This window comes from Polaromonas hydrogenivorans, from assembly GCF_040105105.1.
Classification (GTDB): Bacteria; Pseudomonadota; Gammaproteobacteria; order Burkholderiales; family Burkholderiaceae_C; genus Polaromonas; species Polaromonas hydrogenivorans.
In genome coordinates this window covers 65,770-81,128 of record NZ_CP157675.1, presented here as the reverse complement: position 1 = coordinate 81,128, position 15,359 = coordinate 65,770, and the positions used below count along the sequence as shown (strand labels likewise).

The window sequence follows — 15,359 nt, the reverse complement described above, 5'->3', positions numbered from 1 at the left end:
AACTCACTATAAACCTCACGCCCGAATCGCCTGCACCGGGTCCATCCTCGCCGCACTCCGCGCCGGTATCGCTGCCGCCGCCAGCCCCACGCCGCAGGCCACCACCGACGCCAGCAGCACCAGCATCGGGTCGAGCTGCGCTGAAAACAGCGAGCCGCCGTCGGGGCTCTTGAAGACGTGCGAAAACACCACCAGCAGGCCGAAGGCTAGCGCCGAACCCAGCACCGAGCCGGCCAGCCCGACCAGCCCGCCTTGCAGCAAAAACACCGTCATGATGCGCCGCCGCCCCGCGCCCATCGCCCGCAGAATGCCGATCTCGCGCTGCTTTTGCACCACGCTGACCACCAGCACGCTGGAAATCCCGAGCGCCACGATGATCACGACAAAGCTGCGGATCAGGTTGTTCGACACCGTCTGATTGCTCAGGGCGTTGAGCAGGCCAGAGTTGGTCTGCATCCAGCTGTCCACCGTCAGGCCGGTCTGGGCGCGCAGGGCGTCGGCGACCTGGTTGGCGCCGAACAAATCCTTCACCGTCAGGTCGATGTTGGACACGCCGCCGGGCAGGTCGAGCAGCGTCTGCGCGAGTTTCAGCGTGACGAACACCCAGCGCCGGTTCAGGTCGCGGTTGCCCATGTCGAACAGGCCGGTGATGTCCAGCGTTTCCGTGCGGCCGCTGGCGCTGGTCACGCGCAGCTTGTCGCCCACGGTCACGCCCAGGTCGCTCGCCAGGTCGGTGCCGATCAATGCATTGGTGCCGGTCACGTCGAAGCGGCCGCGCGTCATGTAGTCGTCCATGCGCACCACGCGCCGGTAGGCGTCGGGCTGCACGCCGAGCAGCGCCACGCTCTTGTTGCTGTTGCCGCGCGACGCGAAGGCCGGGCCGCTGACCACCGGCGACACCGCCAGCACGCCGGGCGTGGCGGCGGCCAGGCCGGCGATGCGCTCCCACTGATCGACCGAGCGCAGGCGCTGGTCGCGCGGCTGCACCACGGCGGCCACGGCGCGGTCTTCGCTGGGCGTGACGACGCGCTGCGTAACTTCTTCGAGCGGCCGGATCACCACATGCGCCTGCGATCCCAGCACCCGGTCGATGATGGTCGATTGCAGCTGGTTGATGAGCTGGGTCAAAAATATGATGACCGCCACGCCGCCGGTCACACCGGCCAGGATCAAGACGCTCTGCATGCGGCCTTCGCGCAAGAAGCGCAGCGCCACCAGCAGCTCGAACGGCATCCAGCGGGTCCAGGAACTCAGGGCGGGGCGGTGGCGTGAAAGCATGGTTTTTTACGGTTCAGGTCAGCGTGAGATGAAGGATGGCGTTTCCATGCCCTTGCTAGGGGCCACCACCGGGCCGGGCCGCACGCGGTCGCCGGCGATGGCTTTTTCGGTCTGGGGAATGATGGCGTCGCCCTCTCTCAAGCCCTCGGTGATTTCAATGGAACCGACGCCGCGCAGCCCCAGCTTGACCGGCACGCGCACCGCCAGTCCGTCCTGCAGCGCCAGCACCCACGGCGCTTCGCGGTCGGCGTCGCGCACCGCGCCCGAAGGCAGCACCAGCGCGTCCTTTTTCAGGCCGCCCACCAGTTCGACCGACACCGTCATGTCAGGCCGCAAAAAGGGCGGCGGGCTGAGTACCGCCAGCCGCACCTCGACCGTGCCGCGCTGCGGATCGACCGCCGGGGCGATGTAGTTCAGCTGCGCATCGAAGGACTGGCCGGGGTAGGCGTCGGCCACCGCCCTGGCGGGCATGCCGGGGGTCAGCAGGCGCAGGTTTTTTTCATCGACATTGGCGTCGATGCGCGTGCCGCCCTGCGCGGCCAGCGTCAACAGCACATGGCCGGGCTGGGCCATGGAGCCGGGCTCGACGCTGCGCGTCAGCACGACGGCATCGACCGGGCTGGCGATGCTAAGTCGCGCCAGTCGCGCCTGCGCAATCTCAACGGCGGCGACGGCCTGATCGACGCGCGATGCGGCCAGCGTGCGCTCGACGCCGCTGGGCTGGTTGGCCTGGGCCTGCACCCGGGCCGACTGCAGCGCGCTTCTGGCCGTGTCGAGCGCGCGCCGGGCATCGTCGAGCTTTTGCTGCGAAAAGAAGCCCTGCGCCACCAGTTCGCGGGCGCGCTGATGGTCGCGCTCGGCGGACGTGAACGCGGCTTCGGCCTGCACCACGGCTTGACCAGCGACCGGCGCGGCCACCGTCGCCTGCTGGGTGGCGCGGCCGCGCGCTTCCGTCAGCGCGGCGCTGGCCTGCTGCAAGGCGGCGCGGGCTTCGGCGTCCGACAGGCGCAGCAGCAGCGCGCCGGCCTTGACGCGGTCGCCTTCGCGCACGCGCACTTCGAGCACCGTGGCGGTGACTTCGGCGCCGATGTCCATGCGCGCCGGGGCGTTGAGCCGCCCGGTGGCGACGACCGACTGCACGATGCCGGTGCGCGCCACCGACACCAGTTGCACCGGCGTGCCGCGCCGGCTGGCCAGCACGGCAGCGCCAGCGATGGCCAGCACCAGCAAGGCGCCAACGCCCCATTTGAAAAGAGGTTTCATGCGGTAAGCGTAGCAGTTGACATCCTCCCGGCCCTAAAGAGACCGGGATTCCTGCTGAGTTGACATGAGCGAGATCGTTCGTGTCAAAACTTCGGTGGATTCCTGCTTCACAGAGGCTGCATCGGAGCGCTTGCGCGCTGGCCGACGTCTGACCACCTCTCCACAGGCCGTGGCTGGAGAAGATTCTCCAGCCTGTGCCGCGTGCCCCGCGGCCCATTGTTCCTTCGCTCGCTGCAGGAGCACCTGCGCGGCGTTGATGTCGGCGTTTTCAGCGTGGCCACAGGCCACGCACTTGAACAACGCCTGAGATTTGCGATTCTCCGCCGCCACATGGTCGCATGCGGCACACGTTTGGCTTGAGTAAGCCGGTTCGACCAGCACCAGCTGGCCGCCGCGCCACTGCAGCTTGTACTGGAGTTGCCGGCCGAACTCGCCCCAGGCGGCGTCCAGAATCGAACGGTTCAGGCCTGCCTTCTGGCGGATGTTTTTGCCGGGAGCGTCCTTCGTTCCCTTGGCGCTGGCCGACATGTTCTTGATCCGCAGGTCTTCGATCGCAATGACCGGATGTCGGTCGGCCAACTCCGTCGTCAGCTTGTGCAGCCAGTCTTCGCGCTGGCGCGCAATGCGCCTGTGCAGGTCGCCGAGCTTGCAAATGGCCTTCTTGCGATTGGCCGATCCCTTGACTTTGCGGCTGACTGATTTCTGCGCCCGACGCACATACCGGGCCTGGCGCTTGAGCGCCAGCAATGGCTTGATTTTGACGCCGGCGCTCGTGGCGGCGAACACCGTCAAACCGACGTCAATGGCCAGGCTGGGTTCCAACCCAGCCGCTGGCAAGACATCTGGAAGCTCGACCTGGATGCTTGCAAACCAGCGCGCGCCTTCCTTGCTCAGCGAGAGGTTCTTGGGCGTTCCGTTGATCCCCTGGCTCTGCTTGATGCGCAGCCAGCCCAGCTTCATGACCTTGATGCGCTGGTTGGGCTGGTCGATCTGAAAGTGCGCCGCAGCGGGAAATCGCAGGCCGGGCTCCTCGCCGTGGCGCTTGAAGCTCGGATAGCCCCCAGCCTTGGCAAAGAAGCGCTGGTAGGCCTCATGCAGGCGCTTGAGCGCCTGCTGCTGCGGAGGAATGGGTGCTTCTGACAGCCAAATCGTCTCAGGCGCGTTGCGCCAGGTCGTCAGCCATTTGCACATCTCGGCGTAGCCGGCGTATTTTTCGCCAGCGGCATAGCGCCGGCGCTGCTCGGAGATCGCCTGGTTCCAGATCCAGCGTGCACAACCTGCACTGCGCCGCAAAGCTCTTTCTTGCTCTGGCTTGCAGCGAAGCTGGAATCGATAGGCGCGCAAAGTAGACATTCCACACGAGCGTAAAGGATGAAGCAGAAATCACCAAGCAAAACGGCATCGAACCGTTGTGCTTGGCCCGCTATCCCTCCCAGGCCTGAAGGCCGGGGCTTCTTGTGGAAATTGGTGAAACTTGCCGGCGCGCTACGGCAGGGCGGCGGCGTAAACTGAAGCGACTCTCCTGGAATCCACCATGCCACTACCCTCCCCAGCCGCCCCATCCCCATCTTCGTCCGATCCCGATGACCTCGGGCGCTACCTGGCGCTGATGGTGGCCCATGACGCGTCCGACCTTTTCCTGTCGGCTGAGGTGGCCGCCTCGCTCAAGATCCAGGGCCGGATACGCCGCCTGCCCGAGCCGCCGCTGACGGGAACCCACATCAAGCGACTGGCGTATTCGGTGATGCGCGACAGCCAGGTTCGCGAGTTCGAGGCCGATCTGGAGTGCGACCTGGCGATTGCCATGGATGCGCTGGGCCGCTTTCGCGTCAATGTGTTCCGCCAGCGCGGCGAGGTGGCAGTGGTGGTGCGGCACATCAACAGCACGATTCCGACGCTCGAATCGCTGAAACTGCCGCCGGTTCTGAAAACGCTGGCCATGCTCAAGCGCGGCCTGGTTCTGGTGGTGGGCGCGGCCGGCTCGGGCAAATCGACCACGCTGGCGGCCATGCTGGACTACCGCAACAACATGGCCAGCGACCATATCCTGACGGTGGAAGACCCGATGGAGTTCGAGCACAGCCACAAGAAATGCATCGTTGACCAGCGCGAGGTCGGGCTGGACACGCGCTCTTTCGACGAAGCCCTGCGCCGCGCCATGCGCGAAGCGCCCGACGTGATCATGATCGGCGAAATCCGCGACCGCGAGACCATGCAGCACGCCATGGCCTATGCCGAAACCGGCCACCTGTGCGTCTCGACGCTGCATGCCAACAATGCCAACCAGGCGATCCAGCGCGTGCTGAACTTTTTCCCGGAAACCGCGCAGCGCCAGGTGCTGATGGACCTGTCGCTCAACCTCAAGGGCGTCGTCGGCCAGCGCCTGCTGGCGGGCGCGGCTGGCAAGCGGGTTCCGGCGGTCGAGGTGATGCTGCTGTCGCCCTATGTCGCCGATTTGATCCAGAAGGGCCAGACCGACGAGATCAAGGCGGTGATGGCCAAGAGCGTCGAGCTGGGCATGGCCACCTTCGACCAGTCGCTGTACGAGCTGTATGTGCGCGGCGACATCACGCACGAGCAGGCCATCGAGCATGCCGACTCGAAAACCGACCTGTCGCTGCGCATCCGGCTGGCGTCCGGACGCCGCCCCGACACCGAAGCCCTGCAGGTGCTGCGCGACTGATGCATAGAACGGGCGCCCGCCCGCCGCGCGCCCTTTAGCCTTTAGCATTGCGCCCACTGATACAACGGGAGCGATTGATGGGCATGCTGGACTGGACGGAAAAAAGCAGCGCGGTGCTGCGCCAAGGCGGGGTCATCGGGCCGGACGAGCGGCTGCCCTGGCCGCAAACGGCACTCATGGGCGTGCAGCATGTGATTGCGATGTTCGGCTCGACGGTGCTGGCGCCGCTGCTGATGGGCTTCGATCCCAACATCGCCATCTTGATGAGCGGCATCGGCACGCTGATCTTTTTTGCCGTCACCGGCGGCAAGGTGCCCAGCTACCTCGGGTCGAGCTTTGCCTTCATCGGCGTGGTGATCGCCGCCACCGGCTATGCCGGCAAGGGGTCGAATGCGAATATCGGCCTGGCGCTGGGCGGCATCATCGCCTGCGGCGCGGTCTATGCGGCCATCGGCGCGCTGGTGCAGGCGGTCGGCACGCGCTGGATCGAACGCTTCATGCCGCCGGTGGTCACCGGCGCCGTGGTGGCGGTCATCGGCCTGAACCTGGCCAGCGTCCCGGTCAAGAATATGGCGGCCAGCAACTTTGACGCGTGGATGCAGGTCGTCACCTTCGTCAGCGTGGCGCTGGTGGCGGTGCTGGCGCGCGGCATGCTGCAGCGCCTCCTGATTCTGATCGGCCTGATCGCCTCGTCGCTGGTCTATGCGCTGCTGACCAACGGCCTGGGGCTGGGCAAACCGATTGACCTCTCGGGCATGGCGAAGGCGGACTGGTTCGGCATGCCGGGCTTTACCGCCCCGGTGTTCAGCGCCAGCGCCATGCTGCTGATTGTTCCGGTGGTCATCATCCTGGTCGCCGAAAACCTCGGCCACATCAAGGCGGTGACGGCCATGACCGGCAAGAACCTGGACCGCTACATGGGCCGCGCCTTCATCGGCGACGGCGTGGCGACCATGGTGTCGGGCAGCCTGGGCGGCACCGGCGTGACGACCTATGCCGAAAACATCGGCGTGATGGCGGCGACCCGGATTTATTCGACCGCGGTGTTCGTGTTCGCCGCGCTGATCGCGGTGGCGCTGGGTTTCAGCCCCAAGTTCGGCGCGCTGATCCAGGCGATTCCGCTGCCGGTGATGGGCGGCGTGAGCATCGTGGTGTTCGGCCTGATCGCGGTGGCGGGCGCGAAGATCTGGGTGGACAACCGGGTGGATTTTTCGGACAACAAGAACCTGCTGGTGGCCGCCATCACGCTGGTGCTGGGCACCGGCGACTTCACGCTGAAGTTCGGCCAGTTTGCGCTGGGCGGCATTGGCACCGCGACCTTTGGCGCCATCTTGCTGCATGCGCTGCTCAACCGCAGGAAATAAACCGCCTCAAGCGCATGCGCCGGCCGGTCCGGCGGCTGCTTAGCAGGAGGACGAGCGGCCCTGCGCGCCGGCCTGCGCGTTGTTTTGCGCGGAGTTCTGCACCTGGTCCAGCTCGGCCTGGGTCGCGGCCAGCTGGCGCTCCAGGTCGGCGCGCACCTGGATTTCCTCTTTCAGCGCCTGGTTGACCTGCTCCAGGTTCTCGGCGGAGGTTTGAATCCGGCTTTCGAGTTCATCGGTTTTCTGCAGCGCCTGCGCCACATCGCCGGTCTTGACATGCTCCGGCACTTCCTGCTGGAGCACCGCGTTGATCACGCACAACTCGGCGGCCGACTGCTCGACCGTCTCCTGGATGGCTTCATTCTGGTCCAGCGCACGCTCCAGCGAGGTAGGCGTGAACAAGGCGGTCGGGTGCTGTGACATGGTCGGGGTGTTGAATCGTTGAATGAAGGCATAAAGCTTAGCAGAGGCCTGTAAAAACATGCTTTTCAGGGCCTTGTCCGACAGACAGCGGCAAAACCGCAGCGCCGGCGATGGCTGCGTCACTTGTGGCCGGGCGCGGGACGCGGCCTGGCGGCGGGCTCGGGCTCCGAACCGAACAGCTTGCCGATGGCCGCTCCGATGCGCGCGCCTATCGCCGTGCCGATGCCCGGCAGCACGGCGGTTCCGGCGGCGGCGCCCGCCAGGGCGCTGGCCGGCACCGACACCTGGACCTTCTCCAGCGGGCCGCTGAGGGTCAAGGGCACGCCGACCACGCCATCGACCAGGTCAACCGCCAGCTCGGCCTGGATCCGCCGGTCGGCAATGCGCGCCTTGCCCGAGGCGCTGAATGCGCCCGAGCGGGCTTGCAGCCGGTTGATGGTCACCACCATGCCTTGCGGTGTGTTCTGGGTGTCGATCTGGCCGGTGACGGAATCCAGCGGGGTTTGCCCCGCATGCGCCTGGCCGAGGCTGCGGATGGCCTTGTCCAGGTCAAAGCCCAGCAGCGTCGAGCGGCCCATGCTGAACGACGTGGTGGTGTGCAGCGACCGGACCAGCTCATCCGCCGTATCGCCGCTGGCCGAGAGCAGGGTTTCGCCCGACGCCTTGCCCGCGATGATGGCGCTGCGGTTGAAAGCCTGCAAGGCGCTGGCCGCCTCGATATTGCGCGGCTGGAGCTGGCCCGTGAGGCGCAGGCCGCCCTGGTCGCTGGTGTGCAGTTGCAGCTCGCCATCCGCCGTTCCGCCGCCGATGCGGCTGCGCACTTCCCAGCGGTCGTCCCGGCCCTGGCGGACCAGCGTCAGGTCGGCGGGCGGACTGGTTTCCGGGCGGCGGAGCCGGGCCGTGCGCGGCCGCCAGGCGGCATCGAAATCCGCCTCCCCTTCGTACACCACGCGGACGCCGTGGCGCGAAATCCAGGTGACCTCGCCAAACTCGATGCGCGCCAGCGGCACCTCATCCAGCGTGAATGCGCGCGCCGGCCCAGCCCCCGCCCCCGCCCCCGCCGCTGCGGACTTGCGGCCCAGTCCGCCCAGTGAAAGCTGCGGCAGCACGGCGCCCTGCACGACGGCCAGGTCCACCTTCAGGCGGCGCTGCCAGAGCGCGGAGGTGTTGAGGTGGGCGGTGAGCCTTTTGATTTCAATCGCCTGGGACTGGCCGGTGCGACCTCCTCGATGACCACCGTGGGCGTGGGCCTCAGGCGCCAGTGCAGCGCGCCGACATGGACCGGAACGCCCAGCGCCGCCTCCAGTTCGGCGGAAGCGCGACCGGCCAGTTCCTCATCCGAAGGAACCAGGCTGAGCAGCAGCGCCGCCAGCAGGGCCAGCACGCCTGCGCCAACGCCCGCACCCAGCAGCCATTTGCGGGCGCGCGTCATGGAATGGGTGCAGTCACGGGCATAGCCGCCAGCTTAAACCGCCCGGATACGCAACACGCACGCGACAAACCGCCAATCGGCTGTAGGCGCCGGCCTTCCAGTGACCAAAATAATGATCAAATTGGCCTTTTGCGCTTGATGTGTATGCCTAATCAGCTATTAAAAAGTGAGTTGACAGCGTTGCTACCGGAACGCATCCGGCAGGGTTTTGCAAGGGCGCGGCACGGCATCCACGGATGCGAGATCAGGGTTTACCCTTACCTCAAAACGCCGGACTGATAAGATTCGGGCATTCCCCCTGCGCTGACGCGCTGTCGCCACTACCCCGGAGTGCCCCTGATGTCTTTCGCTGATCGCGTGCAGAACCCTGCCCTGAGAACCAAAATCATGTCGGCCGACGAGGCCGCCGCGCTGATTCCCGCCGGCGCCAATGTCGGCATGAGCGGCTTTACCGGCGCCGGCTACCCCAAGGCGGTGCCGCAGGCGCTGGCGCGGCGCATCGAGAGCCTGCACGCGGCGGGCGAGGAATTTCGCATCGGCCTGTGGACCGGCGCCTCGACCGCGCCCGAACTCGACGGCGCGCTGGCCAAGGTGCACGGCATCGAGATGCGCCTGCCCTACCAGTCGGACCCGACCTGCCGCCGGCAGATCAATGCCGGCGAAATGCAGTACACCGACATGCACCTGTCCAATGTGGCGCAGTTTGTCTGGTTCGGCTTCCTGGGCAAGCTCAGTGTCGCCGTCGTCGAGGTGGCGGGCATCCTGCCCGACGGGCGGCTGATTCCGTCGTCGTCGGTCGGCAACAACAAGACCTGGCTGGACCAGGCCGACCAGATCATCCTGGAAGTCAACACGCTGCAAAACCCCGGCCTCGAAGGCATGCACGACATTTATTACGGCACGCGCCTGCCGCCGTATCGCCAGCCGATTCCGCTGACCGGCCCCGGCGACCGCATCGGCGAGCCCTACCTGACGTGCGACCTGGACAAGGTGATCGCCGTGGTGCCGACCAGCCAGCCCGACCGCAATTCGGCCTTTGCCGCGCCGGACGAGAATTCGCAGCGCATCGCCAGCCACATCATTGAGTTCCTGCAGCAGGAAGTGAAGCTGGGCCGCCTGCCGGCCGAGTTGCTGCCGCTGCAGTCGGGCGTGGGCAACATCGCCAACGCCGTGCTGGCCGGCCTGAACGACGGCCCGTTCAAGGACTTGACGGCCTACACCGAGGTGCTGCAGGACGGCATGCTCGACATGCTGCGCTCGGGCACGCTGGCGATGGCGTCGGCCACGGCGCTGTCGTTCAGCCCCGGGGCGCTGGCCGATTTCAACCAGAACATCGATTTTTACCGCGAGCGCATCGTGCTGCGCCCGCAGGAAATCAGCAACCACCCCGAGGTGGTGCGCCGCCTGGGCGTGATCGCCATGAACGCGATGATCGAGGCCGACCTCTACGGCAACGTCAACTCCACGCACATCATGGGGTCGAGCATCATGAACGGCATCGGCGGCTCGGGCGACTTCGCGCGCAATGCGTATCTGTCGTTCTTCATGACGCCATCGGTGGCCAAGGACGGCGCCATTTCCTGCATCGTGCCGATGGCCTCGCATGTGGACCACACCGAGCACGACGTGGAAATCATCGTCACCGAGCAGGGCCTGGCCGATTTGCGCGGCCTGTCGCCGACGCAGCGCGCACGGCTGATCATCGAGAAATGCGCCCATCCCGATTTCCGCCCGGCGCTGCTCGATTACTTTGAACGCTCGCTGAAGACGGCTGCCGGAAAGCACACGCCGCACCTGCTGGATGAAGCCCTGTCCTGGCATTCGCGCTACCTCAAGACTGGCGACATGCGGCCGGTGGCGGCTGTGCCGGAAGCGCTGCACCTGGTCTGAGGCTTGGGGCGAGTTTCGAGTTGCGGGTTGATTCTTCTGGCTTGGGCTGGCCGGGTTTTCGCCCCGGCGGGCGACTCACTTTCTTTGCTTCGCCAAAGAAAGTAAGCAAAGAAAGGCGACCCTGCTGTCCGCGACCCTACGCTTCGCTTCGGGCACCCTGCGGTACTCGCTTCAGGCGGGGTCCGCGCAAACTCGCTGCGCTCAAACAGCGCGCGGCCCTGATCCGCCTGAAGCTCCGTTCCTCAGCGCTGACAGAAGGGGGGCTCGGGGAAAAAACCAATACCAGCAGCCAACAGCCGAATACGCAGAACGCGCAAGCGCGTTCTGCTCCCCGAATCCGAATCCGAATCCGCTTCCGACCCCAACCCGTCCTGGCCGAGCCAGTGCTACGCCGCAAAAGCGGGATCAGGGCCGCGCGCTGTTTGAGCGTAGCGAGTTTGCGCGGACCCCCGCTTTTGCGGCGTAGCGCAGGTTGCCCGAAGCGAAGCGCAGGGACTCGGACTGCGGGTCGCCTTTTCTTTGGTGACTTTCTTTTGGCGAAGCAAAAGAAAGTTACTTGCCGCCGGGCAACCCCCGGCCAGCCCAACCACGCAAAGCCAACCCAGCAGCAGGCCAAGCAACAGCCCAAAGCCACATCAAACCACCCAAGCCCTAAAAAATACAACCATTTAAGCCTTTTTCGCACGTCCCACATGCAGTATAAGCTACTATTTTCATAGCAACTTCAATCCACCCAGGCAGCCGTGGCGCATCCCCGCATCAACGCCTTAAACATTTTTCGCATGTAGAACAAACTAATCAGTCCTTCGAGAAATAAGGTAATGCCGCCACAATCCACTTTTTGACCCCGCACACCCGGCCGCCCCATGAACTTTCAGCAACTGCGCTCCGTGCGCGAAACCGTGCGCTGCGGCTTCAACCTGACCGACGTGGCCCACACACTGCACACCTCGCAGCCCGGCGTGAGCCGGCAGATCCGCGAACTGGAGGAAGAAATCGGCATCGAGCTGTTCGTTCGCGCCGGCAAGCGCCTGACCGGGCTGACCGATCCCGGCGCGCATGTGCTGCCCATCATCGAGCGGCTGCTGCTCGAATGCAGCAACCTGAAAAAAGCCGGCCAGGAATACATGGCCCAGCAAAACGGCCTGCTGTCGATTGCCGCCACCCATTCGCAGGCGCGCTATGCGCTGCCGCCGGCGGTGCAGGAGTTTCGCGCGCAGTTTCCCGATGTGAAGCTGCACCTGCACCAGGGCTCGCCCAAGCAGGTCGCCGAGATGCTGCTGTCGGGCGAGGTCGATGTCGGCATTGCCACCGAAGCGCTCAATGGCTACCCAGAACTGGTCGCCCTGCCCTGCTACCGCTGGACGCATTCGGTGATCGTGCCGCCCGGCCACGCCTTGCTGAGCGGCCCGCTCACGCTGGAGCGGCTGGCGCAGTTTGCCCTGATCACCTACGACAACGGCTTTACCGGCCGCACCCACATCGACAACGCCTTCACCCAGCGCCAGCTGGCGCCCAACATCGTGCTGACGGCGATGGATGCCGATGTCATCAAGACCTATGTCGAACTCGGCATGGGCGTGGGCATCGTGGCGTCGATTGCCTACGAAGCCGAACGCGACACGGCGCTGCGGGCGCTGGATGCTGGCGCGCTGTTCGGCATCAACCTGACCAAGCTGGCGGTGCGGCGCGGCAGCTATCTGCGCAGCTACGTGTATGCCTTCATCGAGTCGTTCGCGCCGACGCTGAACCGGGCCATCGTCGAGCAGACCCTGAGCGGCGCGCCAAGCGGCGACCATTACGACATCTAGCCACCGGCCGGCGCGGCCTCAGGGCTGGCTGTCCTGGTCTTTCTGATCTTCCCGCGCCATGCGCACCATGCGCTCGCTCTTCCAGTACACATCGTCGCCGCCGTTCATGCGGTTGAGCACGCGCGACAGCACGAACAGCAGGTCGCTCAGGCGGTTCAGGTACAGGCGCGGCGCCTCCTTGAGCGTTTCCACCTTGTCCAGCGCCACCACGGCGCGCTCGGCGCGGCGCGCCACGGTGCGACAGACATGCGCCAGCGACGCCGCGCGCGAGCCGGCCGGCAGGATGAACTCGGCCAGGCGCGGCAGCTGGGCGTTGTAGGTTTCCAGCGCCTCGTCGAGCAGCGCGACGGCTTCGGGCTTGAGCAGCTCGAAGCCCGGGATCGACAACTCGCCGCCCAGGTTGAACAGCTGGTGCTGCACCTCGACCAGCACCTCACGCACGCCACCCGGCATGTCTTCGCACAGCAGCACGCCGATGTTCGAGTTCAGCTCATCGACATCGCCCATGGCGTGAACCCGCAGGCTGTCCTTGGAAACGCGGGTGTTGTCGCCCAGCCCGGTGGTGCCGTTGTCGCCGGTACGCGTTGCGATTTGTGAAAGTCTGTTGGCCATGTGAGTAAAAGCGCCTGGGCGCGGCAAGTTGGAAGGTTGTTGAAGCAGGCAGTGAGGTTAGCAAGCTTTTCCCCAAGCCTGAGAAAACCCGGTGCATGGTCATGCCGCCAGCAGGCCATCAGGCTTGACGCCACAGGGCGACCAGGCCGTAAACTCCGGCTTTCCCCCTCAGGAGACACCCCATGAACGCACCGCTGCCAAAGCACCTGCTCCCCGAAATCCTCCAGCGCGAGACGCCGCAGGCACTGATAGACGCGCTGAAAACCCGCTTTGCCGAGCGCTGCTCGACCGCCCTGGTGGTGCGCGAGCAGCACGGCCGCGACGAATCTTCCTTCGCCGCGCCGCCGCCGGCCGCCGTGGTGTTCGCCGAAAGCACGCAGGACGTGGCCGACGCGGTGAAGCTGGCCGGCCAGTACAGCGTGCCGGTGATTCCGTTCGGCGTCGGCACCTCGCTCGAAGGCCACCTGCTGGCCGTGCAGGGCGGCATCAGCATCGACGTGAGCCGCATGAACCGGGTGCTGGCCATCAATCCGGAAGACCTGACGGTGACGGTGCAGGCCGGCGTGACGCGCAAGCAGCTGAATGAAGACATCAAGAGCACCGGCCTGTTTTTCCCCATCGACCCCGGCGCCGACGCCACGCTGGGCGGCATGAGCGCCACCCGCGCCAGCGGCACCAACGCCGTGCGCTACGGCACCATGCGCGAGAACGTGCTGGCGCTGGAAGTCGTCACCGCCAGCGGCAGCGTCATCCGCACCGGCACGCGCGCCAAGAAGTCAGCCGCCGGCTACGATTTGACGCGCCTGATGGTCGGCAGCGAAGGCACGCTGGGCGTGATCACCGAGGTCACGGTCAAGCTCTACCCGCTGCCCGAGGCGATTTCGGCGGCGATCTGCTCGTTCCCGAGCATCGAGGCGGCGGTGCGAACGACCATCGAGATCATCCAGTTGGGCGTGCCGATTGCGCGCGTCGAGCTGATTGACGCCAACACCGTGCGCATGGTCAACGCCCACAGCAAACTCGGCCTGCGCGAGGAGCCGATGCTGCTGATGGAATTCCACGGCACGCCAAACGGCGTGAAGGAGCAGGCCGAGCTGGTGCAGGAACTGGCCAGCGGCCACGGCGGCAATGCCTTTGAATGGGCCAGCACGCCCGAGGAGCGCACGCGGCTGTGGACCGCCCGGCACAACGCCTACTTTGCCGCCATCCAGAGCAAACCCGGCTGCCGGGCGATCTCGACCGACACCTGCGTGCCGATTTCGCGCCTGGCCGACTGCCTGCTCGAATCGGTGGCCGAGGCCGAGGCCAGCGGCATTCCCTATTTCCTGGTCGGCCATGTGGGCGACGGCAATTTCCACTTCGGCTACCTGATCGACCCCGACAAACCCGAAGAGCGCGACGCCGCCGAAGACCTGAACCACAAGCTCGTGGCCAGAGCCCTGAGCCTGGAAGGCACCTGCACCGGCGAGCACGGCGTCGGCCTGGGCAAGATGGACTTCCTGCTGAGCGAGACGGGCAACGGCGCGGTGGACATGATGCGCGCCATCAAACGCGCGCTGGACCCGAAGAACATCATGAATCCGGGGAAGATTTTTACCCTCTGAGCTTGCGCGCCACCAGTCTGTTGAGCGCTGCTTGAAGGTCCGTCAGGCCGTCCGGCGCAGTCGCTCGATCAGTCCGTTGACTTCATCGAGCGAGGCAAACTGAATCGCCAGTTCACCCACATCTTCGCGCTTGCCGTTGCGCTTGACCTGCTTTTTGATGCGCACTTGCACCTCGGCCATCAGCAGGTCGGCCAGTTCTTCTTCCACCCGGCGGGTGTCGCGCGACTTTTCAGGCGGGGCCTTGCTGGGTGTCAGCAAGAACTCGGTGCCCAGCTTCTTGACCAGGCTTTCGGTCTCTCGCACCGACAGCTTTTTGGCCGTGATCTGGTTGGCTGCGCTGATCTGCGTCGCCCGGTCCAGCGCCAGCAGCGCGCGCGCATGGCCCATGTCCAGGTCGCCGGCCATCAGCATGGTCTGCACCGGGTCGGCCAGGTTCAGCAGGCGCAGCAGGTTGGACGCGGCGCTGCGCGAGCGGCCCACGGCCTGTGCCGCCAGCTCGTGGGTCAGGCCGAATTCCTTCACCAGGCGCTGCAGGCCCTGCGCTTCTTCGAGCGGATTGAGGTCTTCGCGCTGGATGTTTTCAATCAGGGACATGGCGGCGGCCGACTCGTCGGGAACGTCGCGGATCAGCACCGGCAGGCTGTCCAGGCCAGCCAGCCGGGCGGCCCGGAAACGCCGTTCGCCGGCGATGATTTCGTACTTGCCGCTGTTGGCGCCGCTCTTGAGGCGCCGCACCAGGATCGGCTGCATGATGCCCTGCACCTTGATCGATTCGGCCAGCTCGTAAAGCGCGCCCTCGTCCATGCGCGTGCGCGGCTGGTACTGGCCGGGCACCAGGTCGTCGAGCAGCAGCGAAGCGGGCAGGCCCGGGCTGCTGGCGGCGATCAGGGCATTGGCGGCTTCGGGCGATTCATCGACCTTGGGGCCGAGCAGCGCTTCGAGCCCGCGGCCCAGGCCTTTTTGTTTTTTGGTGACCATGGAGGTGTCTTGTCTTTCTTTAAT

Annotated in this window: 13 protein-coding genes; 5 read left to right on the top strand and 8 right to left on the bottom strand. The window is 65.8% G+C overall.

What is annotated here, in order from left to right; all coding sequences use genetic code 11:
• Nucleotides 1-15: 15 nt before the first annotated feature.
• The 3 genes from ABLV49_RS00405 to ABLV49_RS00395 are packed head-to-tail and all read right to left on the bottom strand — an operon-like array spanning nucleotide 16 to nucleotide 3,834.
• Nucleotides 16-1,278 carry an ABC transporter permease gene (locus ABLV49_RS00405; protein ID WP_349279623.1) on the bottom strand — a complete coding sequence of 421 codons (1,263 nt, stop codon included), beginning with the start codon at nucleotides 1,276-1,278 and terminating at the stop codon, nucleotides 16-18.
• Between the two features lie 18 nt (nucleotides 1,279-1,296).
• Entirely contained in the window at nucleotides 1,297-2,541 is a 1,245-nt protein-coding gene (locus ABLV49_RS00400) for an efflux RND transporter periplasmic adaptor subunit (RefSeq protein WP_349279621.1), read from the bottom strand.
• 33 nt (nucleotides 2,542-2,574) lie between these two features.
• Entirely contained in the window at nucleotides 2,575-3,834 is a 1,260-nt protein-coding gene (locus ABLV49_RS00395; protein WP_349279619.1) for an RNA-guided endonuclease InsQ/TnpB family protein, read from the bottom strand.
• A gap of 241 nt (nucleotides 3,835-4,075) precedes the next feature.
• Between ABLV49_RS00395 and ABLV49_RS00390 the strand changes: the two genes are divergently transcribed.
• Both ABLV49_RS00390 and ABLV49_RS00385 read left to right on the top strand, forming a co-directional pair.
• Complete coding sequence (locus ABLV49_RS00390; RefSeq protein WP_349279617.1) at nucleotides 4,076-5,224, top strand: PilT/PilU family type 4a pilus ATPase; 1,149 nt, start codon at nucleotides 4,076-4,078, stop codon at nucleotides 5,222-5,224.
• Nucleotides 5,225-5,301: 77 nt separating this feature from the next.
• Complete coding sequence (locus tag ABLV49_RS00385) at nucleotides 5,302-6,588, top strand: solute carrier family 23 protein (protein ID WP_349279615.1); 1,287 nt, start codon at nucleotides 5,302-5,304, stop codon at nucleotides 6,586-6,588.
• Between the two features lie 39 nt (nucleotides 6,589-6,627).
• On the opposite strand, the gene ABLV49_RS00380 is transcribed toward ABLV49_RS00385, so the two are convergent.
• The 3 genes from ABLV49_RS00380 to ABLV49_RS00370 all read right to left on the bottom strand — a co-directional run bounded on the left by ABLV49_RS00380 (nucleotide 6,628) and on the right by ABLV49_RS00370 (nucleotide 8,440).
• Nucleotides 6,628-7,008: a hypothetical protein gene (locus ABLV49_RS00380; RefSeq protein ID WP_349279613.1), complete on the bottom strand. Its 381-nt coding sequence runs from the start codon at nucleotides 7,006-7,008 to the stop codon at nucleotides 6,628-6,630.
• Nucleotides 7,009-7,127: 119 nt separating this feature from the next.
• Nucleotides 7,128-8,144 carry an AsmA-like C-terminal region-containing protein gene (locus ABLV49_RS00375; RefSeq protein ID WP_349279611.1) on the bottom strand — a complete coding sequence of 339 codons (1,017 nt, stop codon included), beginning with the start codon at nucleotides 8,142-8,144 and terminating at the stop codon, nucleotides 7,128-7,130.
• A gap of 2 nt (nucleotides 8,145-8,146) precedes the next feature.
• Complete coding sequence (locus tag ABLV49_RS00370; protein ID WP_349279610.1) at nucleotides 8,147-8,440, bottom strand: hypothetical protein; 294 nt, start codon at nucleotides 8,438-8,440, stop codon at nucleotides 8,147-8,149.
• A 339-nt stretch (nucleotides 8,441-8,779) separates the two neighbouring features.
• On the opposite strand from ABLV49_RS00370, the gene ABLV49_RS00365 reads away from it, so the two are divergent.
• Together ABLV49_RS00365 and ABLV49_RS00360 are read left to right on the top strand one after the other, a co-directional pair.
• Nucleotides 8,780-10,330: an acetyl-CoA hydrolase/transferase family protein gene (locus ABLV49_RS00365; RefSeq protein WP_349279608.1), complete on the top strand. Its 1,551-nt coding sequence runs from the start codon at nucleotides 8,780-8,782 to the stop codon at nucleotides 10,328-10,330.
• A gap of 866 nt (nucleotides 10,331-11,196) precedes the next feature.
• Nucleotides 11,197-12,141: a CysB family HTH-type transcriptional regulator gene (locus ABLV49_RS00360; RefSeq protein ID WP_349279606.1), complete on the top strand. Its 945-nt coding sequence runs from the start codon at nucleotides 11,197-11,199 to the stop codon at nucleotides 12,139-12,141.
• Between the two features lie 18 nt (nucleotides 12,142-12,159).
• Here ABLV49_RS00360 and ABLV49_RS00355 read toward each other — a convergent pair whose 3' ends face one another.
• The gene (locus ABLV49_RS00355) at nucleotides 12,160-12,753 is read right to left on the bottom strand and encodes a cob(I)yrinic acid a,c-diamide adenosyltransferase (protein WP_011799506.1); all 594 of its coding nucleotides are present in this window, start codon (nucleotides 12,751-12,753) and stop codon (nucleotides 12,160-12,162) included.
• A gap of 182 nt (nucleotides 12,754-12,935) precedes the next feature.
• Here ABLV49_RS00355 and ABLV49_RS00350 point away from each other — a divergent pair, with 182 nt between their 5' ends.
• Nucleotides 12,936-14,357 carry an FAD-binding oxidoreductase gene (locus ABLV49_RS00350; protein ID WP_349279603.1) on the top strand — a complete coding sequence of 474 codons (1,422 nt, stop codon included), beginning with the start codon at nucleotides 12,936-12,938 and terminating at the stop codon, nucleotides 14,355-14,357.
• Nucleotides 14,358-14,399: 42 nt separating this feature from the next.
• Here the strand turns inward: ABLV49_RS00350 and ABLV49_RS00345 are convergent, their stop codons facing one another.
• A complete protein-coding gene (locus ABLV49_RS00345) occupies nucleotides 14,400-15,335 on the bottom strand; it encodes a ParB/RepB/Spo0J family partition protein (protein WP_349279601.1) in 936 nt (311 codons plus the stop codon).
• Nucleotides 15,336-15,359 lie beyond the last annotated feature (24 nt).